This window comes from Pseudomonas sp. MF4836 (genome assembly GCF_002018875.1).
GTDB lineage: Bacteria > Pseudomonadota > Gammaproteobacteria > Pseudomonadales > Pseudomonadaceae > Aquipseudomonas.
Map to the genome: position 1 here is coordinate 457,724 of NZ_MVOL01000006.1, position 19,985 is coordinate 477,708.

A 19,985-nucleotide genomic window follows, 5' to 3' on the forward strand; every position below is an offset into this window, starting at 1 on the left:
AGACATGCCATGACCACCGTCCGCACGCGCATCGCGCCATCGCCCACTGGGGATCCCCACGTCGGCACCGCTTACATCGCTTTGTTCAACTATTGCTTTGCCAAGCAGCATGGCGGTGAGTTCATCCTGCGTATCGAAGACACCGACCAGTTGCGTTCGACCCGCGAGTCCGAGCAGCAGATTTTCGATGCCTTGCGCTGGCTGGGCATCACCTGGGCCGAAGGTCCGGACGTTGGCGGCCCCCACGGCCCGTACCGCCAGAGCGAACGCAGCGACATCTACAAAAAGTACACCCAGCAGTTGGTGGACATGGGCCACGCCTTCCCGTGCTTCTGCACCGCTGAAGAGCTGGACCAGATGCGCGCCGAACAACAGGCCCGGGGCGAAACCCCGCGCTATGACGGTCGTGCACTGTTGCTGTCCAAGGAAGAAGTGGCCCAGCGCCTGGCTGCCGGCGAGCCCCATGTCATCCGCATGAAAGTACCGAGCGAAGGCGTATGCGTGGTGCCGGACATGCTGCGCGGCGATGTCGAGATCCCGTGGGATCGCATGGACATGCAAGTGCTGATGAAGACCGACGGCTTGCCGACCTACTTCCTGGCCAACGTGGTCGACGACCACCTGATGGGCATCACCCACGTCCTGCGTGGCGAAGAGTGGCTGCCATCGGCGCCGAAACTGATCCTGCTCTACGAGTACTTCGGCTGGGAGCAACCGCAGCTGTGCTACATGCCGCTGCTGCGTAACCCGGACAAGAGCAAACTGTCCAAGCGCAAGAATCCGACCTCGGTGACCTTCTACGAGCGCATGGGCTTTATGCCGGAGGCGATGCTCAACTACCTGGGTCGCATGGGCTGGTCGATGCCGGACGAGCGCGAGAAGTTCTCACTGCAGGAAATGGTCGACAATTTCGACCTGTCCCGTGTCTCCCTGGGTGGGCCGATCTTCGATATCGAGAAGTTGTCGTGGCTCAACGGCCAATGGCTGCGTGACCTGCCGGTGGAGGAGTTCGCCAGCCGTGTGCAGCAGTGGGCGCTGAACCCCGAATACATGATGAAGATCGCGCCGCTGGTGCAGGGCAGGGTGGAGACCTTCAGCCAGGTCGCGCCGTTGGCGAGCTTCTTCTTTGCCGGTGGCGTGAATCCGGACGCGAAGCTGTTTGAGTCGAAGAAACTCTCGGGTGACCAGGTTCGCCAGTTGATGCAGTTGATCCTGTGGAAGCTCGAAAGCCTGCGCCAGTGGGAGAAGGATGCAATCACTGCGACTATCCAGGCCGTGGTTGAATCCCTGGAATTGAAACTGCGCGATGCGATGCCACTGATGTTCGCCGCCATCACCGGCCAGGCGAGTTCGGTCTCGGTGCTCGATGCCATGGAGATCCTCGGTCCGGACCTGACCCGTTTCCGTCTGCGCCAAGCCCTTGATTTGCTTGGTGGTGTGTCGAAGAAAGAAAACAAGGAATGGGAAAAGCTGCTGGGCGCTATCGCTTAACCCTGCTGATGTAACGGCCAAACCCCGGTTTTCCGGGGTTTGCTCGGTAAGTGATTGTTATCTCGGCAAAAAATTTTGAAAATTGTTGAAAATAAATTTGACAGGTTTCAAATACGCCATTAAGATTCGCCCCGTCCTCACCGACGAGGGGCTATAGCTCAGCTGGGAGAGCGCTTGCATGGCATGCAAGAGGTCAACGGTTCGATCCCGTTTAGCTCCACCAATTTACAGGTTCAAGGTCTGGCCACACCGTCCTTGAATTCGATCAGACTCAGCCTGATCACGTTGTATAGAAGGTTTGTGTCCCCTTCGTCTAGTGGCCTAGGACACCGCCCTTTCACGGCGGTAACAGGGGTTCGAGTCCCCTAGGGGACGCCAGTTTTACAGAAGTGATGTTGCAAGATGTCACTCCGCCGCGAGGCGAAAAATCTGGGGCTATAGCTCAGCTGGGAGAGCGCTTGCATGGCATGCAAGAGGTCGACGGTTCGATCCCGTCTAGCTCCACCAATTTTACAGTTCAAGGTCTGGCCACACCGGCCTTGAATCGATCAGCACTCAGCACTGATCAGTTGTATAGAAGGGTTTGTGTCCCCTTCGTCTAGTGGCCTAGGACACCGCCCTTTCACGGCGGTAACAGGGGTTCGAGTCCCCTAGGGGACGCCACGTTTACCCGCTCTGCGGGATTTTTAAGGGTCATTCAATTATTGAATGGCCCTTTTGTTTGTCTGGCGTTTGGCCAATCCTCTTTTCTTTCCTGAAAATCCCTTCTGACCAGCGGTCACAATCGCGACTTGCGAAAATTTATTATGAGAATAATATTCTGTTCGTAATATTCGGAGGCAACGATGAACGATAAAAAAGCTCAAACCCGAGAACGCATTCTCCAGGCCGCCAGTTCGGCGTTGATCCAGCGTGGCCCGGCCGAGCCGAGCGTAGGCGAAGTCATGGGCGCTGCCGGGCTGACGGTGGGCGGTTTCTACGCCCATTTCGAAAGCAAGGACGCGCTGATGCTCGAAGCCTTCACCCAGTTGCTGGCCCAGCGTCGGGGACTGATTGCCGATATGGACAGCGAACTGACCGGTGAGGAACGGCGTGCCCTGGTCGCAGCGTTTTACCTGTCGCGCAAGCACCGCGATTCCACCGAGCAGGCCTGCCCGATCCCGGCTTCGATCGGTGAGCTGGGGCGCCTGCCTGATGAATTCCGCAAGGCCCTCAATGAGCATGTGGAGTTGATGGTCGCGCAGCTGGCGTCCAGTCCTGAAGACACGGATAAGGCTCTGGCGGATATGGCCCTGATGATTGGCGGCCTGGCCATGGCGCGGGCCCTGGGCCCGGGTGAGTTGTCGGATCGATTGCTGCGCGCCGCCAAATCGGCGGTGCTCTGACCCGGGCCGTCCTGGCCTGAGGAGATGAACCATGAGCGGGTTGGGCTGGATTCGAAGCGTTAATGGCACCTTGGGGCATGTGGCCCCGCAATTGATTGCCAGGAAGATGCGGCAGGTGTTCATGACGCCCCGCGAGCGCCCGCCACGGGCCTGGGAGTTGCCGTTGCTGGCGCGGGCCGAGCGCATCACCCTGCGTTTCGGGCTTTCGGCGTTGCGCTGGGGTGAAGGCCCGACGGTGTTGCTGATGCACGGTTGGGAAGGGCGGCCGACGCAATTTGCCAGCTTGATCGAGGCCCTGGTGGCTGCAGGCTATACGGTGGTGGCGCTGGACGGCCCGGCCCATGGTCGCTCCCCGGGGAACGAAGCGCACGTCGTGCTGTTCGCCCGCGCCATGCTCGAGGCCGCGGCGGAGTTGCCGCCCCTGCGGGCCGTCATCGGTCATTCCATGGGCGGTGCCAGTGCCATGCTCGCGGTGCAATTGGGCCTGCGTACCGAGACCCTGGTCAGCATCTCGGCGCCCGCGCGTATTCTCGACCTGCTGCGCGGGTTTGCACGCTACATGGGCCTTCCGCCACGGGCGCGCTCGGCGTTTATCCATGAAGTCGAGCAGAAAGTGGGCATGCGCGCCGCCGCCCTCGATGTGGCGCACTACCAATTGGACATGCCCGGGCTGATCGTGCACGCCGAGGATGATCACTTCGTTGCGGTGCAGGAGTCGGAGCTGATCCATCAAGCCTGGTTTGACAGCCGCCTGCTGCGCCTGGAAGAGGGTGGTCATCAGCGGGTACTGGCCGACCCGCGGGTGATCGATGGCGTGCTGTCGCTGGTCACCGGTCGTCGGCTGCCGGCGCGGCAATCCGCCTGAGCATCCGGTACACTGCCCCGGTCAAAAAAACTGACCGGGAGTGAGGCATGGGCTGGGATCTGGCAACGCCATTTATCATTGATCTGCAGGTGGATGCACAAGACATCGACGGCTTGGGCCACGCCAATAATGCGGTGTATGTCAGTTGGCTGGAGCGTTGCGCCTGGCGCCACTCCCAGCGCCTGGGCCTGGACCTGGTCGAGTACCGGCGGCTGGACCGGGCCATGGCCGTGGTCCGGCATGAAATCGATTACCTGGCCGCCGCCTACGAAGGCGACGAGCTGCAATTGGCGACCTGGATCGTCGATTGGGACCAGCGCCTGAAAATGACCCGTCGCTTCCAGCTGATCCGCCCCAGCGACAACACTACCTTGTTGCGCGCCCAGACCACCTTTGTCTGCATCGAGCTTTCCAGCGGCAAGCCAAAGCGCATGCCGGCGGAGTTTCTCGAAGGCTACGGGCCGGCCTTGCAGGCGGGTTGAGAGCGGAGCGTTCTGTCAGCCCAAACACCTGCTTGTGTGCGAAACCCAGTAAACTGCCGCACGTTTTTTTGCCCGTGTTTTTCGTTGAGTGTGATTCATGCAAATTGCTTTGGCGCCCATGGAGGGGTTGGTCGACAACATCCTGCGCGATGTACTGACCCGAGTCGGCGGTATCGACTGGTGCGTGACCGAGTTCATCCGGGTCAATGATCGCCTGCTGACCTCGGCCTATTTCCACAAACTCGCGCCTGAATTGCTGCACGGTGCCCGTACCGCTGCGGGGGTGCCGCTGCGTGTGCAATTGCTCGGCTCCGATCCGGTGTGCCTGGCGGAAAACGCGGCGTTGGCCTGTGAGTTGGGTTCCGAGGTCATCGACCTCAACTTCGGCTGCCCGGCCAAGACCGTGAACAAGTCCCGGGGCGGCGCGGTGCTGCTCAAGGAGCCCGAGTTGCTCAATGAAATCGTCGAGCATGTACGGCGTGCCGTGCCGGCCCATATCCCGGTTACCGCCAAGATGCGCCTGGGTTTCGACAGCCCGGACGGTGCCCTGGTCTGCGCCACGGCCCTGGCCGAAGGCGGTGCGGCGCATATCGTGGTGCACGCGCGGACCAAGGCTGACGGCTACAAGCCGCCCGCGCACTGGGAGTGGATCCCGCGGGTGCAGGAAGTGGTCAAGGTGCCGGTGTTCGCCAATGGTGATATCTGGAGCGTCGAAGACTGGCGGCGTTGCCGCGAAATCAGCGGCGTCGAGGACATCATGCTCGGCCGTGGCCTGGTCTCGCGTCCTGACCTGGCCCGGCAGATCGCCGCAGCGCGGGCTGGAGAAGAGGTGGTGGAAATGTCCTGGGCCGAGTTGCAGCCACTGCTCCAGGATTTCTGGGCCCAGGCCGTGGCGCAACTGACCCCGCGCTCGGCGCCGGGGCGTCTGAAGCAATGGCTGGCGATGCTCACGCGCAATTATCCGGAGGCGGTCGAGCTGTTCACGGCCATGCGCCGGGAAACCGATCTGGATCAGGTCGGGCGTCTGCTGGGTGTCCAGGGCAGCGCCGCCGCCTGAAAATTTTTTCAAGAAAAACCTCTTGAAATGCCTGCCTCCATCCCTATCTCTTGGGTACGCGATGCCGAATTCGGGTCGCGGAGATATCCACTCGCTGAACTAATCAGGAGATACCCATGAGTACTGCATTTTCTTTGGCTCCACTGTTCCGTTCCTCTGTTGGCTTCGACCGTTTCAATGACCTGTTCGAGTCGGCGTTGCGCAACGAGCCGGGCAGCAGCTACCCGCCCTACAACGTCGAGAAGCGCGCGGACGACCAGTACCGTATCGTGATCGCGGCGGCCGGTTTCCAGGAAGAAGACCTGGAGCTGCAAGTTGAAAAAGGCGTGTTGACCGTAAGCGGTGGCAAGCGTGATGCCGATGACAGTGTCACCTACCTGCATCAGGGCATTGCCCAGCGGGCGTTCAAGTTGTCGTTCCGCCTGGCCGACCACATCGAGGTCAAGGCTGCCGGCCTGAGCAACGGTTTGTTGAATATCGACCTGCTGCGCACCGTGCCGGAAGAGGCCAAGCCAAAACGCATCCCGATCAATGGGGTACAGCAAGCAGCCCTGCAAAACTGAGGCGGCGAGCTGGGAGGGGGCGTGTCGCCGTCACTTAAACGCTGATCCAGCACGCCCCTTCGGCAAAAAAGGCTCCGACTTGTTCGGGGCCTTTTTTTATGGCTTCGGTGTTCTGTTTGAAGGGGATTGTCCGCACCAGCAGGCGATTGCCGTGCAAGGTCAGTGGGGCGGTTCTAGCGCGATCTGGGCACCGCAGGCGGCTGAGGCGCTGCTTGGAAGGCCTAGCGCAGCATCAGCCGCAGGTCCTTGAGCGGCAGCGGCCGACTGTGCAGGTAGCCCTGGTACAGATGGCAGTCGAGGCCCTGGAGGAATTCCAGTTGTTGTGGGGTTTCCACGCCCTCGGCGATCACCTTGAGTTGCAGGCTGCGGGCCATGGCCACGATGGCGCGGATGATTTCCGCGTCGTTCGGGTCGTGGGTGGCGTCGCGGACGAAGGATTGGTCGATCTTCAGCGTGTCCACCGGCAGGCGCTTGAGGTAGGTCAGGGAGGAGTAGCCGGTGCCGAAGTCATCCATCGCGAAGCTGATGCCGAGTTTTTTCAGGCGGCGCATCTTGCTGATGGTGTCTTCCAGGTTCTGGATCACGATGCCTTCGGTGATTTCCAGTTTCAGCAGCGAAGCGGGCAACTGGTAGTGGGCCAGGCAGTACTCGATGCGCTCGACAAAGTCGTTCTGGCGAAACTGCCGGGGGCTGATGTTCACGCACAGGCTGAAATCCAGCGGGTCGATCAGCCCTTCGTTGATCAACTGGCTGAAGGCCAGGCAGGCTTCGTCGAGAATCCAGGTGCCGACTTCAAGGATCAGCCCGCTGTCTTCCAGGACTTTGATGAATTCCGTGGGCGATTGGGCACCCAATTCCGGGTGCTGCCAGCGCACCAGGGCTTCGGCGCCGACAATCCGGTTGTCGCGGGCATCCACCTGGGGCTGGAAGTGCACACTGAACTCTCCCCGTGACAGGGCCAGGCGCAGGTCGGTTTCCATGCGCAGCCGCTCGCTGGCCGCCTTTTGCATGGTGTTGTGGAACATCTGGGTGGTGTTGCGCCCCGAATCCTTGGCTCGGTACAGGGCGATGTCGGCGCGCTTGAGCAGGTCGGTAGGGGTCGAGCCGTGGTCGGGAATCAGTGCAATGCCAATGCTCGGCGTGACTTGCAGGCGCTGGCCGTCGAGGAACATCGGCTCGGACAGCAGCTCACGCAAGGTATCGGCCAGCTCGCGGACCTGTTCGGTGACGGCGCTGCGGGTGCCGTCCAGGCCACTGAGCAGCACCACGAACTCGTCGCCGCCCAGGCGCGCCACGGTGTCCTCCATGCGCACGCTGGCCTCAAGGCGTGCAGTGATGATCTTCAGCACGGTGTCGCCCACCGGGTGGCCGAGGGAGTCATTGATGTGCTTGAAGTGGTCGAGGTCGAGAAACAGCAGTGCACCGCGCAGGTTGTGGCGCTTGAGCAGGGCGATCTGCTGGCTCAGGCGATCCATCAGCAGGGCGCGGTTGGGCAGGTTGGTCAGCGGGTCGTGGTAGGCCAGGTGGCGGATCTGCGCCTGGGCATTCTTCAGCAGGCTGACATCCCGTGCCGTCAGCAGCAGGCAATCGGTTTCATTGAGGGTGATGGGTTCGACCGACACTTCCAGGGTGATGATTTCCCCGCGTTTGTTGCGTCCGAGCATTTCCAGATGGTGCACCCGGCCCTTGAGTTGCAACTCGGCCATCAGCATCGCTAACTGCCCGCCGTCGGCCCAGATCGCGACTTGATACAGGGTGTGGCCAAGCACCTCTTCCGTGCGGTAGCCGGTCAGGCGGCAGAAGCCGTCGTTGACCTCCAGGTACCGCCCGCTCTCGCGTTCGCAGATGATGATGGCGTCGGGGCTGGAGTGGAACGCCTTGGCGAATTTCTCTTCACTGGCCTTGAGGGCCGCTTCCGAGCGCTGCTGCTGGGTGATGTCGCGCAGGGTGGTGACGATACAGGGCTGCTTGTCGACGGTGATCTGGCGGCTGGAAATGATGCAGGTCAGGGACTGGCCGTTCTTGTGCCGCACCACCACTGCAACGTTGTTCAACGCCTGTTCGCGGATGACTTGTTCGACCCGTTGCAGGCGTTGTGCGGAGTCTTCCCAGAGGCCTATCTGCTCGGCGCTGCGGCCGATCACTTCGTCGACGGTCCAGCCGAAGGCCTGGGTGAAGCTGGAATTGATCTCGATGAATTGCCCGGTGGCCAGCAAGGTCACGCAGATCGGGTCGGGGCTGACCTGAAACAGGCTGGCGAACTTCTCTTCCGATGTCACCAGGCGCTGCTCGCGCTCGACCTGTTCGGTGATGTCGAGCAGGGTCCCGGCCATGCGCAACGGGTTGCCCGCGTCATCACGGTAGAGGCGCGCGCGGCTTTCGAGGTAGCGCGAGCTGCCGTCCTCCAGTTGCACCCGGTAGGTCAGCTGATAATTGCCGGCCGGGCCTTCGCGCAGACTGCGATAGGCGTTGCGCATGCTGTCGCGCTCTTCGTCGGGCACGCCTTCGAAAAACGCGTCGAATGACTCGTGAAAGGGTGCGGGGTCCAGGCCATGCAACTGGGCGGCCCGCGCCGAACCGTAGAGCATGCCGCTGGGAATGTGCCAGTCCCAGGTGCCGAGCTGGGCCGAATCCAGGGCCAGGTCCAGGCGCTCCTGGCTGTCCTTGAGCGCCTGTTCGGCGCGTTTGCGCTCGCTGGTGTCGAGGAAGGTGCTGAGCAGATAGGCCTGCCCCTCCAGCTCGACCTTCTGTGCGCTGAGAATGCCATCGTGAATCTGCCCGTTGCTGGCGCACAACTGGACTTCAAGGCTCGCGGCCCGGCCCTTTTTCAACACGGCCTTGATCAGTTGCACCCGCTGCTCGGGGTTGACCCATAGGCCGATTTCCACGGTGGTGCGACCAATCACGGTGTGCGCCGGCCAGCCGAACAGGCTTTCGAAGTATTGATTGGCCTCGCTGATCAGGCCGTCTTCCAGGCGGGTCAGCAGCACCATGTTGGGGCATAGATGAAACAGCGTGGCAAAACGCTTTTCCGAGCTGCTGAGGGCTTGCTCCCGTTGACGCTGGTGGGTGATCTCGCGAATCACCCCGATCATTCGGGGCTTGCCGTTTTTGTCCGGGAGCACGCTGCCGTTGATTTCCAGCCAGTGCAGGCTGCCATCGGGCCAGCGGATGCGGTGGTGCATGGCGTGTTCCAGCGGCGCGCCGGCCAGTACCGAGTGGAAGGCGCGGACGGTCTTGGCGCGATCTTCGGGGGGCAGCAGGTCGAGGTATTCCAGGTCCTTGGGCAGTGGCTGGCGGGGGTCGAAGCCAAACAGCGCCTGGGTGCCCCGCGACCAGCTGATTTGCCCGCTTTCGATGTCCCAATACCAGGCGCCCAGGCGTGCGCCATTGAGTGCAGCCAGCAATTGCGGTGCACTCTCCCAGCTTTGCTCCGACTCACGAGGGTCAAGCGCATGGACACGCGGCATGGGGGGCATACGGTCGGCGGGTTTGGGCATTGGCTGCGGGCCTTGGGCTGAATAGGGCGTTTGGCGCGGGAAGCTCAAAGTAATAAAGGGTAGGCACAGATTATTGCCGGGGTTCTTGTGCCTGACTCCCTGGCCAATCGATTTGTGCATCCAATAAGGCCATGAAAGCCCGCGCAGCGTTCGACAGCGTCCGTTCGGTGTGCAGGATATAGCCTAGCTGGCGAGTGAGCTGTATGCCCGGTAAAGGGATGCGCGCCACCTGATCGTCGAGCATGGTGCGCGGCAGCACGCTCCAGGCCAGGCCGATGGACACCATCATTTTTATAGTTTCCAGATAGTTAGTGCTCATGGCGATGTTCGGCGTCAGCCCCTGGGCTTCGAACAGGCGCTGCACGATATGGTGGGTAAAGGTATTGCCGCCGGGGAAAACCGCCGGGTGCAAGGCAATGTCCGCCAGGCTGACCTGGCCATTACTGACCAGCGGGTGCTCGGGCGCGGCGACGAAATCCAGCGGGTCATCCCACACTGGCTTGGCCTTGACCAACGCATGGGGCTCGGGGGCCAGGGTGATGACCGCCAGTTCGGCGCGGCCATGGAGGATTTCTTCGTAGGCCACTTCCGAATCGAGAAACTGGATATCCAGGGCCACGTCCGGGTATTTCCGGGTAAAGGCCCGCAGCAGCGGCGGCAGGCGGTGCAGGCCGATGTGGTGGCTGGTGGCCAGGGTCAGGCGCCCGGTGACTTCGCCGGTAAGGTTGGTCAGCGCCCGGCGCGTGTCATCCAGTACGTTGAGAATCTGATAAGCCCGTGGCAGCAGGGCGCGCCCGGCCTCGGTCAGGCCCACTTCACGACCCAGGCGATCGAACAGCCGGACCTTGAGTTGCTGCTCCAGCCCGGCAATACGTTTGCTGATGGCTGGTTGAGTCAGATGCAGCCGTTCGCCTGCCCCGGAGAAACTGCCGGTCTCGGCGATGGCAATAAAAGCATTGAGGTTGGCCAGGTCCATGTTCGTATTCCAGTTGGTTATCCAAAGCATAAAAAATATGAATTTGAGTTATTTAATGTAACGCCATAGCATCAGCCTCACAAGCCAAGGGGTTATTGATTGGGTGTCAGCAATGACCCGCGGCATAGAAACAAGCTGATGAGGAAACGTCTGATGGCCGGCAAAACGCTCTACGACAAGCTCTGGGATTCGCATTTGGTCAAACAGCGCGACGATGGTTCGGCGCTGATCTATATCGATCGTCACATCATCCACGAAGTGACTTCGCCGCAAGCCTTCGAAGGCCTGCGTCTGGCCGGGCGCAAGCCTTGGCGCATCGATGCCAACATCGCCACCCCGGACCACAACGTACCCACCACGCCCGAGCGCAAAGGCGGGATCGAAGCGATTGCCGATCAGGTCTCGCGCCTGCAGGTTCAGACCCTTGATGACAACTGTGACGAATACGGCATTGTCGAATTCAAGATGAACGACGTGCGCCAGGGCATCGTCCACGTGATCGGCCCGGAGCAGGGTGCAACCTTGCCGGGCATGACCGTGGTCTGCGGCGACTCCCATACCTCGACCCACGGCGCCTTCGGTGCCCTGGCCCACGGTATCGGCACCTCCGAGGTCGAGCATGTGCTCGCCACGCAGTGCCTGGTCGCCAAGAAAATGAAAAACATGCTGGTGTCCGTTGAAGGCACCTTGCCTTTTGGCGTGACTGCCAAGGACATCGTGCTCGCGGTGATCGGCAAGATCGGCACCGCCGGCGGTAACGGCCATGCCATCGAGTTCGCCGGCAGCGCGATCCGTGACCTGTCCGTCGAAGGCCGCATGACCATCTGCAACATGTCCATCGAAGCCGGCGCTCGTGTGGGTCTGGTGGCGGCGGACGAAAAGACCGTGGAATACGTCAAGGGCCGCCCGTTTGCACCCAAGGGCGCCGAATGGGACCTGGCCGTCGAAGCCTGGAAAGACCTGGTGTCCGATGCCGACGCCACCTTCGACACCGTGGTCGAGCTCGACGCTGCGCAGATCAAGCCGCAAGTCAGCTGGGGCACTTCCCCGGAAATGGTTCTGGCCGTGGATCAGAACGTGCCGGACCCGGCCAAGGAAATGGACCTGGTCAAGCGCGACTCCATTGTCCGCGCCTTGAAATACATGGGTTTGACCGCCAATCAGGCGATCACTGACATTCAGTTGGACCGTGTATTCATCGGCTCCTGCACCAACTCGCGCATCGAAGACTTGCGCGCCGCCGCCGTGATCGCCAAAGGCCGCAAAGTGGCCTCGACCATCAAGCAGGCCATCGTGGTGCCGGGCTCGGGTCTGGTGAAGGCTCAAGCCGAATCGGAAGGGCTGGACAAGATTTTCCTCGAGGCCGGCTTTGAATGGCGCGAGCCGGGCTGCTCGATGTGCCTGGCAATGAACCCGGACCGTTTGGAGTCGGGCGAGCATTGTGCATCGACCTCCAACCGCAACTTCGAAGGCCGTCAGGGCGCCGGTGGTCGTACCCACCTGGTGAGCCCGGCCATGGCCGCCGCCGCCGCAGTGAACGGTCGCTTCATCGACGTCCGTGAATTGACCCAGGGAGCGCAGTAATCATGAGAGCTTTTACCCAGCACACTGGTCTTGTCGCGCCTTTGGACCGTGCCAACGTCGACACCGACCAGATCATCCCCAAGCAGTTCTTGAAGTCCATCAAGCGCACCGGCTTCGGCCCGAACCTGTTCGATGAGTGGCGTTACCTGGATGTGGGGCAACCGTATCAGGACAACTCCAAGCGTCCCTTGAACAAGGATTTCGTGCTCAACGCCGAGCGATACCAGGGTGCCAGTGTGTTGCTGGCCCGGGAGAACTTCGGCTGCGGCTCGAGCCGCGAGCACGCGCCCTGGGCCCTGGAAGAGTACGGTTTCCGCAGCATCATCGCGCCCAGCTATGCCGACATCTTCTTCAACAACAGCTTCAAGAACGGCTTGCTGCCGATCATCTTGAGCGACGCTGAAGTCGACGAACTGTTCCAGCAAGTGGAGGCCACCCCCGGCTACCAGTTGCAGGTCGACCTGCAAGCCCAGACCGTGACCCGTCCTGACGGCAAGGTCTTGAACTTCGAGATCGATGCGTTCCGCAAACACTGCCTGCTCAACGGTCTGGACGACATTGGCCTGACCCTGCAGGACGGCGATGCGATTGCGACGTTCGAAGCCAAGCATCGCGCCAGCCAGCCCTGGTTGTTTCGCGACGCCTGAGTCGAACCTCGGTAGTCATCCGTCGAGTACTGTCACGTCGCTGCCTGCGCCCATGCGCAGGCAGCGCTCCCACCGGTATCGACCGAAAATTCATAGTCTGAACCCGGCAACATCTTCCCAAAGGACTTCATCATGACCAGCAACGCCCATAGCCAAGTCGTGCAAAAGCAATTCGGTGAACAGGCCTCGGCCTATCTGAGCAGTGCCGTGCACGCTCAAGGCACCGAGTTCGCCCTGCTGCAATCGGCACTGGCGGGGCAGGGCGCTGCGCGCTTGCTGGACCTGGGCTGTGGCGCCGGTCATGTGAGTTTTCATGTGGCGCCGCTGGTCAGGGAAGTGGTGGCCTACGACCTCTCGCAGCAGATGCTGGATGTGGTGGCGGGGGCGGCAGTGGACCGTGGCCTGGGCAATATCAGCACCGTGCGGGGCGCCGCCGAGCGCCTGCCGTTTGCCGATGGCGAGTTCGACTTTGTCTTCAGCCGCTACTCGGCGCACCATTGGAGCGATCTCGGCCTGGCCCTGCGCGAAGTGCGTCGGGTGCTGAAACCCGGTGGCGTCGCGGCCTTTATCGATGTGATGTCGCCGGGCAGCCCGCTGTTCGACACTTACCTGCAAAGCGTTGAAGTGCTGCGCGATACCAGCCATGTGCGCGATTATTCGGCGGGTGAGTGGCTGCACCAGGTCAGCGAGGCGGGGTTGCATACACGCAGTACCACGCGCCAGCGCCTGCGTCTTGAGTACAACTCCTGGGTCGAGCGCATGCGCACGCCGCAGGAGCTGCGGGTTGCCATTCGCCAGTTGCAGCAAGCCATGGGCAACGAAGTGCGCGATTATTTTGAGATTGAGGCCGATGGTTCGTTCAGTACAGATGTACTGGTGCTGTGGGCCGAGCGATAACATTTTCCCGGGTGTGCCCGCGGGCACGCCGACAGAGCAAACGAGGAACGCATGAGCAAGCAGATTCTGATTCTCCCCGGTGACGGTATCGGCCCGGAAATCATGGCCGAGGCGGTCAAGGTCCTGAACCTGGCCAATGACAAGTACAACCTGGGTTTCGAACTGAGCCACGACGTGATCGGCGGCGCGGCCATCGACCAGCATGGCGTACCCCTGGCGGACGAAACCCTGGAGCGTGCCCGCGCTGCGGACGCAGTCCTGCTGGGCGCCGTGGGCGGTCCGAAATGGGACAAGATCGAGCGTGATATCCGCCCTGAGCGCGGCCTGCTGAAAATCCGTGCCCAGCTGGGCCTGTTCGGCAACCTGCGTCCGGCGATCCTCTACCCGCAACTGGCCGATGCGTCGAGCCTGAAGCCGGAGATCGTTTCCGGTCTCGACATTCTCATCGTGCGCGAGCTGACCGGCGGTATCTACTTCGGCGCGCCACGGGGCACGCGCACGCTGGAAAACGGCGAGCGTCAGTCCTACGACACTCTGCCGTACAGCGAGAGTGAAATCCGCCGTATCGCCCGGGTCGGTTTCGACATGGCCCGTGTGCGCGGCAAGAAGCTGTGCTCGGTGGACAAGGCCAACGTCCTGGCATCCAGCCAGCTGTGGCGTGAAGTGGTCGAGCAAGTGGCCAAGGATTACCCGGACGTCGAACTGAGCCACATGTACGTGGACAACGCGGCCATGCAACTGGTGCGCGCGCCGAAGCAATTCGACGTGATCGTCACCGACAACATGTTCGGCGACATCCTGTCCGACGAAGCGTCGATGCTCACCGGTTCCATCGGCATGCTGCCGTCGGCATCCCTGGATGCCAATAACAAGGGCATGTACGAGCCATGCCACGGTTCGGCGCCGGATATCGCCGGGCAGGGCATTGCCAACCCGTTGGCGACCATTCTGTCGGTGTCGATGATGCTGCGTTACAGCTTCAATCTGCACGACGCGGCGGCTGCCATCGAGCAGGCCGTGAGCCTGGTGCTGGATCAAGGTTTGCGCACCGGTGACATCTGGTCTGCCGGTTGCGAGAAGGTAGGTACGCAGGAAATGGGCGATGCAGTAGTCGCCGCGCTGCGGAATCTGTAATCTTTCGGGCCCACCGCTCAGACGGTGGCCCACTTTTGTATAGGTGTAGTTGCGATGAAACGTGTAGGTCTGATCGGTTGGCGCGGTATGGTCGGTTCCGTGCTCATGCAGCGGATGCTGGAAGAGCAAGACTTCGACCTTATTGAGCCGGTGTTTTTCACCACCTCCAATGTCGGCGGCCAAGGCCCGTCCGTGGGCAAGGACATTGCCCCGCTCAAGGACGCGTACAGCATTGAAGAGCTGAAAACCCTCGACGTGATTCTGACCTGCCAGGGTGGCGACTACACCAGCGAAGTATTCCCCAAGCTGCGCGAAGCCGGCTGGCAGGGTTACTGGATCGATGCCGCTTCCAGCCTGCGCATGCAGGATGACGCGGTCATCGTCCTGGATCCGGTCAACCGCCGGGTCATCGACCAGCAGTTGGACGCCGGGACCAAGAACTACATCGGCGGCAACTGCACTGTCAGCCTGATGCTGATGGGCCTGGGCGGCCTGTTCGAAGCCGGCCTGGTGGAATGGATGAGCGCCATGACCTATCAGGCGGCCTCCGGTGCCGGCGCGCAGAACATGCGTGAGCTGATCAAGCAGATGGGCGCCACCCACGCGGCGGTCGCCGATCAACTGGCCGACCCGGCCAGTGCGATCCTCGACATCGATCGGCGTGTGGCCGAAGCCATGCGCAGCGATGCCTACCCGACCGAGAACTTCGGCGTGCCATTGGCCGGCAGCCTGATCCCGTGGATCGACAAGGAACTGCCGAACGGCCAGAGCCGCGAAGAGTGGAAGGCCCAGGCCGAGACCAACAAGATCCTCGGTCGCTTCAAGAGCCCGATCCCGGTGGACGGCATCTGCGTGCGGATCGGCGCCATGCGCTGCCACAGTCAGGCGCTGACCATCAAACTCAACAAAGACGTACCGATCGCCGATATCGAAGGGCTGATCAGCCAGCACAACCCTTGGGTCAAGCTGGTGCCCAATCAGCGTGATATCAGCATGCAGGAGCTGAGCCCGACCAAGGTCACCGGCACCCTGAACATTCCGGTAGGACGCCTGCGCAAGCTGAACATGGGTTCGCAGTTCCTCGGCGCGTTCACCGTGGGTGACCAACTGCTGTGGGGCGCGGCCGAACCGCTGCGTCGCATGCTGCGGATCCTGCTGGAGCGTTGATCGGCTGATGGTCTGAACGAGCCCGCGCCTTGCAAGAGGTGCGGGCTTTTTCTTGGCGCCGACAGTCGGCTTCCTTTCAATATTGCCCAATCCGGGCGCGCCGTGGCCCGCGGGCGAATTGCCTCGCCCCCATGCGCCGGGTAAAGTGCCGCTCCCCACGTTTCGCCAGAGGTAGCACCATGAACCAGTCCTTTGATATCGCCGTTGTCGGCGCCACCGGTACTGTCGGCGAAACCCTCGTCCAGATTCTCGAAGAGCGCGATTTTCCGGTCGGCAATCTGCACCTGTTGGCCAGCAGCGAGTCCGCCGGGCATTCGGTGCCGTTTCGCGGCAAGAACGTGCGTGTGCGTGAAGTCGACGAGTTCGATTTCAGCAAAGTGCAGATCGTGTTTTTTGCCGCCGGCCCGGCGGTGACCCTGAGCTTCGCCCCGCGCGCCAGTGCGGCCCAGTGCACGGTGATCGACCTGTCCGGTGCGTTGCCGTCGGCCCAGGCGCCGAATGTGGTGCCCGAGGCCAATGCCCAGGTGTTGGCCGGCTTGCAGAAGCCGGTGCAACTGAGCAGCCCGAGCGCTTCGGCGACCTCGCTGGCGGTGGTGCTGGCGCCCCTGGTGGGCTTGCTCGATCTGCAGCGGGTCAACCTGACAGCGAGCCTGGCGGTATCCAGCCAGGGGCGCGAAGCCGTGACGGAGCTGGCACGCCAGACCGCCGAACTGCTCAATGTGCGCCCGCTGGAGCCGCGCTTTTTCGATCGGCAGATGGCCTTCAATCTATTGGCCCAGGTCGGTACGCCTGATGCCCAGGGCCATACCCTGCTGGAAAAACGCCTGGTTCGTGAGCTGCGTGAGGTCCTGGGACAACCTTTGTTAAAGATTTCTGTCACTTGCGTTCAAGCCCCGGTGTTTTTTGGCGATAGCTATAGCGTGACCCTGCAGTCAGGCCGCGCCATCGACCTGGCAGCGGTCAATGCGGCGCTGGAGTCCGCGCCGGGTGTCGAGTTGGTGGAAGCCGGCGATTATCCGACGGCGGTGGGTGATGCGGTCGGACAAGACGTGGTGTATGTCGGCCGGGTGCGTACGGGGGTCGATGACCCCGCGGAACTTAATCTGTGGCTGACGTCAGATAACGTACGCAAAGGCGCTGCGCTCAATGCGGTGCAGTTGGCTGAGTTGTTGATAAAAGACCTTCTGTAAAAGATACTTGGCGACAATTTGCAGAATGAATCTAGCCGGGCGCTATGCTTGGCTGGTTTGCTGGAGGTGAGCTACCGTCAGGTGCTTCCAAGGGCATGAGTAAATAATCGCGCGCAATGGCTATTCAAGGCCGCGCGCAGTGCCTTACGGCAGTTGCTACAACACCTTCTCGCTGGCCGAGGAATGTTCAGACAAAGGATGAGGCTATGGTTCAAGTTCGCAAACTGGTGTTAGCAATAGCGGCCGCATCGGCGCTGTCCTCCGGTATGGCGCATGCGCTTGGGCTCGGGGAGCTGACGCTGAAGTCGACTCTGAGCCAGCCTTTGGTAGCAGAAATCGAACTGCTGGATGTCAAGGATCTCACCGCGGCCGAAGTGGTCCCCAGCCTGGGTTCGGCAGATGATTTCGCCAAGGCCGGTGTCGACCGCCAGGCCTTCCTCAACGATCTGAGTTTTACCCCGGTCATCAATGCCAGCGGCAAAAGTGTCTTGCGCGTCACGTCGAGCAAGCCGCTGTCCGAGCCGATGGTCAAGTTTCTGGTGCAGGTGATGTGGCCCAACGGTCGCCTGCTGCGGGATTACAGCGTGTTGCTGGATCCGTCGAAATTCTCCGCACAAACCGCCGAAGCCGCCGCCAAGCCTGCCCCTGCAGTGGCTGCGGTGCGGGCACCGGTCACTGCGGCCAGCAAGCCTGCGCAATACACCACCTCGGCCCGCGACACCCTGTGGGAAATCGCTGCCAAGGCCCGCAACGGCGGTTCGGTGCAGCAGACCATGCTGGCGATCCAGGCGCTGAACCCGGACGCCTTTATCGATGGCAACATCAATCGCCTGAAAACCGGCAAGGTCCTGCGCCTGCCTGATCCGGTGCAGAGCACCAGCTTGCCGCAGCCCCAGGCGATCGCCGAAGTGGCCGCGCAAAATGCTGCCTGGCGCCAGGGCCGTCGCTCCGCGGCGCGTGGACAGCAGCAACTGGATGCCACTCGTCGTGGCGGCGGCGACAAGGTGGCCGGGCAGGGGCCAGCCAAAGACAGCCTGAGCCTGGTCTCTGCCGACTCCGCCAAAGGGCGTGGCAAGGGCGCGGCCGGGGACAGCAAGGATTTGAGCAACAAACTGGCAGTCACCCAGGAAAGCCTGGATACCACCCGCCGCGACAATGCCGAGCTGAAAAGCCGCATGACCGATCTGCAAAGCCAGCTGGATAAGCTGCAACGCCTGATCGAGTTGAAAAACAATCAATTGGCCAAACTCGAAGCTGAAGGCGCAGCCAAGCCTGCAGCCGCTGCGGCAGTACCGCCGGCCATGCCCGCAGAATTGGTGGCCAAGCCTGAAGCTCCAGCAGTTGCTGCAACCCCGGTGACCGATCCGGCCCCGGTTGTCGCCGCCGCTGCCGCTCCCGACGCTACCCCGGTGGTGGCTCAGGAGCCCAAGTCCGATGACGCTACGTTCAACGAGCTGCTGACCAATCCGATCCTGCTGGGTCTGGTAGGGGGCGGCGCGGTTCTGGTCCTGCTGTTGCTGTTGCTTCTGGCGCGCCGACGCAAGGCCCAGCAGGAAGCGGAAAAGCATTTGCGCATGGCCCGGGCCTTGTCTGAAGAGAATGACATCACCACCGAGGAGCTGGATCTGCCGGAAAGCAGCTTCGAAGGCCTGGAAGTGCCTGCGCCGAGCGTCAAGCTGGCGGTCGCCCCAGTACCTGCTCCGGCGCCTGCGCCAGTTGTGGCGCCGGTCGCAGTGGTAGCCCCTGTGGTGGCTGCTGCGGTTGAACATCCGACCGATGTGCTGGAGCAGGCGCAGAACCATATCAATGCCGGACGCCTGAATCAGGCCGCTGAGCTGCTTGAAGAAGCGGTCAAGCTGGAGCCGCAGCGCAGCGAATTGCGTCTGAAACTGATGGAGGTCTACGGCCTCCAGGGCGATCGGAGTGCCTTTGTTGCTCAAGAGCGGCAGTTGGTGGCCAATGGCAAGAACCACGCGGAAGTCGAGCAACTCAAGAGCCGTTTCCCGGCGATGGTGGTTGCGGCAGCAGCGGCTGCGGGCCTGGGCGCGGCGGCAGTGGCTGCGGAGTTGGATGCCGAATACGTCAAGGAGCTGTTGCAGGATGAGCCTCCGGCGCCGATTGCCGAGCTGCCAATCGAAGGTTTTGATGCTGATTTCGATCTGAGCCTGGACGATCTGGAAGCGGCCTCGCCGGCTGTGGTTGCGGCAGAGCCGGTCTTGGACGAGTTTCCGCTGGATGATGACCTGAGTTTCGAATCGGTGCTGCAACAGCAGACCGAGGCCAAGGAAAGCCTGGACGATCTGTCGGACTTCGACCTGGACCTGGGCGAAGACTTGCCGGCGACGGCTCAGAGTGACGAGGATTTCCTGTTGAGCCTGGAGGACGATCTCAAGGATCTGCCGCTGGGTGAGGTGCCTACGATCACCGAAGCACCACTGGATGATCTGGACCTGCCGGCCGACTTCGATCTGTCGCTGGCCGACGAGATGGATGCCCAGCCCGAGCCCAAGGATGCATTCGCTTCCGAGCTGGACGATGTCAACGCCGAGTTGGATCGTTTGTCTCAGAGCCTGGAGCAGCCGGCCGTAGCCGAGCCTACTTTTACGGCTGAAGACGCGGCGGCCGGCATGGACGAGGGCGATTTCGATTTCCTCTCCGGCACCGACGAAGTAGCCACCAAGCTGGACCTGGCCCAGGCCTACATCGATATGGGTGATAACGACGGCGCCCGGGATATTCTCGGCGAAGTGATCACCGAAGGCAGCGATGGCCAGAAAAACGAAGCCAAGGAAATGCTGACGCGTCTGGCTTGATCGACGCTGAGGTCCAAATAAAACGGCAGCCCTTGAGGCTGCCGTTTTTGTTTGTGCTTCGGCTTGGGCGCTTGCCTGCGATGGCCATCTGGCCGGTGCAAGGCGTTGCTTGCAGCGGTTTCAGGTAAGCAGGTCTTCGTAGAATGCGCCGAAGGGCCGGGTAGGGCTGTCTCTTATCCACATCGGACGATGCCGACGAGCTACTCTCCGTAGCTAACGATGGTCGCCGACTCA

At 61.7% G+C, this 19,985-nt stretch carries 15 protein-coding genes and 4 tRNA genes; 17 read left to right on the plus strand and 2 right to left on the minus strand.

Annotation, left to right across the window (positions count from 1 at the left end):
- Nucleotides 1–9 precede the first annotated feature (9 nt).
- The 10 genes from gltX (at nucleotide 10) to MF4836_RS17255 (ending at nucleotide 5,843) form a co-directional block, all read left to right on the plus strand.
- Nucleotides 10–1,491, plus strand: coding sequence for a glutamate--tRNA ligase (gltX, locus tag MF4836_RS17210; protein ID WP_078471259.1), 1,482 nt, complete (start codon nucleotides 10–12; stop codon nucleotides 1,489–1,491).
- Between the two features lie 147 nt (nucleotides 1,492–1,638).
- Nucleotides 1,639–1,714, plus strand: a tRNA-Ala gene (locus MF4836_RS17215).
- A gap of 79 nt (nucleotides 1,715–1,793) precedes the next feature.
- Nucleotides 1,794–1,869, plus strand: a tRNA-Glu gene (locus MF4836_RS17220).
- Between the two features lie 53 nt (nucleotides 1,870–1,922).
- Nucleotides 1,923–1,998, plus strand: a tRNA-Ala gene (locus MF4836_RS17225).
- An 80-nt stretch (nucleotides 1,999–2,078) separates the two neighbouring features.
- Nucleotides 2,079–2,154, plus strand: a tRNA-Glu gene (locus MF4836_RS17230).
- Nucleotides 2,155–2,336: 182 nt separating this feature from the next.
- Nucleotides 2,337–2,876 (plus strand): TetR/AcrR family transcriptional regulator, encoded by a 540-nt coding sequence (locus MF4836_RS17235; protein ID WP_078471260.1) that lies wholly within the window; start codon nucleotides 2,337–2,339, stop codon nucleotides 2,874–2,876.
- Nucleotides 2,877–2,907: 31 nt separating this feature from the next.
- Entirely contained in the window at nucleotides 2,908–3,741 is an 834-nt protein-coding gene (locus MF4836_RS17240) for an alpha/beta fold hydrolase (protein WP_078471261.1), read from the plus strand.
- Nucleotides 3,742–3,788: 47 nt separating this feature from the next.
- Complete coding sequence (locus MF4836_RS17245) at nucleotides 3,789–4,223, plus strand: acyl-CoA thioesterase (protein WP_020297820.1); 435 nt, start codon at nucleotides 3,789–3,791, stop codon at nucleotides 4,221–4,223.
- A 97-nt stretch (nucleotides 4,224–4,320) separates the two neighbouring features.
- Nucleotides 4,321–5,280 carry a tRNA dihydrouridine synthase gene (locus MF4836_RS17250; RefSeq protein ID WP_078471262.1) on the plus strand — a complete coding sequence of 320 codons (960 nt, stop codon included), beginning with the start codon at nucleotides 4,321–4,323 and terminating at the stop codon, nucleotides 5,278–5,280.
- 116 nt (nucleotides 5,281–5,396) lie between these two features.
- Complete coding sequence (locus tag MF4836_RS17255) at nucleotides 5,397–5,843, plus strand: Hsp20 family protein (protein WP_020297822.1); 447 nt, start codon at nucleotides 5,397–5,399, stop codon at nucleotides 5,841–5,843.
- Between the two features lie 221 nt (nucleotides 5,844–6,064).
- Here the strand turns inward: MF4836_RS17255 and MF4836_RS17260 are convergent, their stop codons facing one another.
- Together MF4836_RS17260 and MF4836_RS17265 are read right to left on the minus strand one after the other, a co-directional pair.
- Nucleotides 6,065–9,343 carry a sensor domain-containing protein gene (locus tag MF4836_RS17260; protein WP_078471263.1) on the minus strand — a complete coding sequence of 1,093 codons (3,279 nt, stop codon included), beginning with the start codon at nucleotides 9,341–9,343 and terminating at the stop codon, nucleotides 6,065–6,067.
- 70 nt (nucleotides 9,344–9,413) lie between these two features.
- Nucleotides 9,414–10,319, minus strand: a complete 906-nt coding sequence (locus tag MF4836_RS17265) for a LysR family transcriptional regulator (protein ID WP_078471264.1) — start codon at nucleotides 10,317–10,319, stop codon at nucleotides 9,414–9,416.
- A 153-nt stretch (nucleotides 10,320–10,472) separates the two neighbouring features.
- Between MF4836_RS17265 and leuC the strand changes: the two genes are divergently transcribed.
- The 7 genes from leuC (at nucleotide 10,473) to MF4836_RS17300 (ending at nucleotide 19,751) form a co-directional block, all read left to right on the plus strand.
- A complete protein-coding gene (gene leuC, locus MF4836_RS17270; RefSeq protein ID WP_020297825.1) occupies nucleotides 10,473–11,903 on the plus strand; it encodes a 3-isopropylmalate dehydratase large subunit in 1,431 nt (476 codons plus the stop codon).
- 2 nt (nucleotides 11,904–11,905) lie between these two features.
- Nucleotides 11,906–12,550, plus strand: a complete 645-nt coding sequence (gene leuD / locus MF4836_RS17275) for a 3-isopropylmalate dehydratase small subunit (protein WP_020297826.1) — start codon at nucleotides 11,906–11,908, stop codon at nucleotides 12,548–12,550.
- Nucleotides 12,551–12,682: 132 nt separating this feature from the next.
- Nucleotides 12,683–13,447 carry a class I SAM-dependent methyltransferase gene (locus MF4836_RS17280; RefSeq protein WP_078471265.1) on the plus strand — a complete coding sequence of 255 codons (765 nt, stop codon included), beginning with the start codon at nucleotides 12,683–12,685 and terminating at the stop codon, nucleotides 13,445–13,447.
- Between the two features lie 51 nt (nucleotides 13,448–13,498).
- Nucleotides 13,499–14,581: a 3-isopropylmalate dehydrogenase gene (gene leuB, locus MF4836_RS17285; protein ID WP_078471266.1), complete on the plus strand. Its 1,083-nt coding sequence runs from the start codon at nucleotides 13,499–13,501 to the stop codon at nucleotides 14,579–14,581.
- Nucleotides 14,582–14,635: 54 nt separating this feature from the next.
- Nucleotides 14,636–15,748 (plus strand): aspartate-semialdehyde dehydrogenase, encoded by a 1,113-nt coding sequence (gene asd / locus MF4836_RS17290; RefSeq protein WP_020297829.1) that lies wholly within the window; start codon nucleotides 14,636–14,638, stop codon nucleotides 15,746–15,748.
- Between the two features lie 179 nt (nucleotides 15,749–15,927).
- Nucleotides 15,928–16,938, plus strand: a complete 1,011-nt coding sequence (locus MF4836_RS17295) for an aspartate-semialdehyde dehydrogenase (RefSeq protein ID WP_078471267.1) — start codon at nucleotides 15,928–15,930, stop codon at nucleotides 16,936–16,938.
- A gap of 206 nt (nucleotides 16,939–17,144) precedes the next feature.
- On the plus strand, nucleotides 17,145–19,751 hold the full coding sequence (locus MF4836_RS17300; protein ID WP_078471268.1) for a FimV/HubP family polar landmark protein: 2,607 nt from the start codon (nucleotides 17,145–17,147) through the stop codon (nucleotides 19,749–19,751).
- Nucleotides 19,752–19,985: the final 234 nt, after the last annotated feature.

Coding starts and splice junctions, on each gene's coding strand:
- MF4836_RS17245 (WP_020297820.1), top strand. CDS start 3,789: ATGGGCTGGGATCTGGCAACGCCATTTATCATTGATCTGCAGGTGGAT.
- MF4836_RS17255 (WP_020297822.1), top strand. CDS start 5,397: ATGAGTACTGCATTTTCTTTGGCTCCACTGTTCCGTTCCTCTGTTGGC.
- MF4836_RS17295 (WP_078471267.1), top strand. CDS start 15,928: ATGAACCAGTCCTTTGATATCGCCGTTGTCGGCGCCACCGGTACTGTC.
- MF4836_RS17240 (WP_078471261.1), top strand. CDS start 2,908: ATGAGCGGGTTGGGCTGGATTCGAAGCGTTAATGGCACCTTGGGGCAT.
- MF4836_RS17235 (WP_078471260.1), top strand. CDS start 2,337: ATGAACGATAAAAAAGCTCAAACCCGAGAACGCATTCTCCAGGCCGCC.
- MF4836_RS17265 (WP_078471264.1), bottom strand. CDS start 10,319: ATGGACCTGGCCAACCTCAATGCTTTTATTGCCATCGCCGAGACCGGC.
- leuB (WP_078471266.1), top strand. CDS start 13,499: ATGAGCAAGCAGATTCTGATTCTCCCCGGTGACGGTATCGGCCCGGAA.
- gltX (WP_078471259.1), top strand. CDS start 10: ATGACCACCGTCCGCACGCGCATCGCGCCATCGCCCACTGGGGATCCC.
- MF4836_RS17280 (WP_078471265.1), top strand. CDS start 12,683: ATGACCAGCAACGCCCATAGCCAAGTCGTGCAAAAGCAATTCGGTGAA.
- leuC (WP_020297825.1), top strand. CDS start 10,473: ATGGCCGGCAAAACGCTCTACGACAAGCTCTGGGATTCGCATTTGGTC.
- asd (WP_020297829.1), top strand. CDS start 14,636: ATGAAACGTGTAGGTCTGATCGGTTGGCGCGGTATGGTCGGTTCCGTG.
- MF4836_RS17250 (WP_078471262.1), top strand. CDS start 4,321: ATGCAAATTGCTTTGGCGCCCATGGAGGGGTTGGTCGACAACATCCTG.
- leuD (WP_020297826.1), top strand. CDS start 11,906: ATGAGAGCTTTTACCCAGCACACTGGTCTTGTCGCGCCTTTGGACCGT.
- MF4836_RS17260 (WP_078471263.1), bottom strand. CDS start 9,343: ATGCCCAAACCCGCCGACCGTATGCCCCCCATGCCGCGTGTCCATGCG.
- MF4836_RS17300 (WP_078471268.1), top strand. CDS start 17,145: ATGGTTCAAGTTCGCAAACTGGTGTTAGCAATAGCGGCCGCATCGGCG.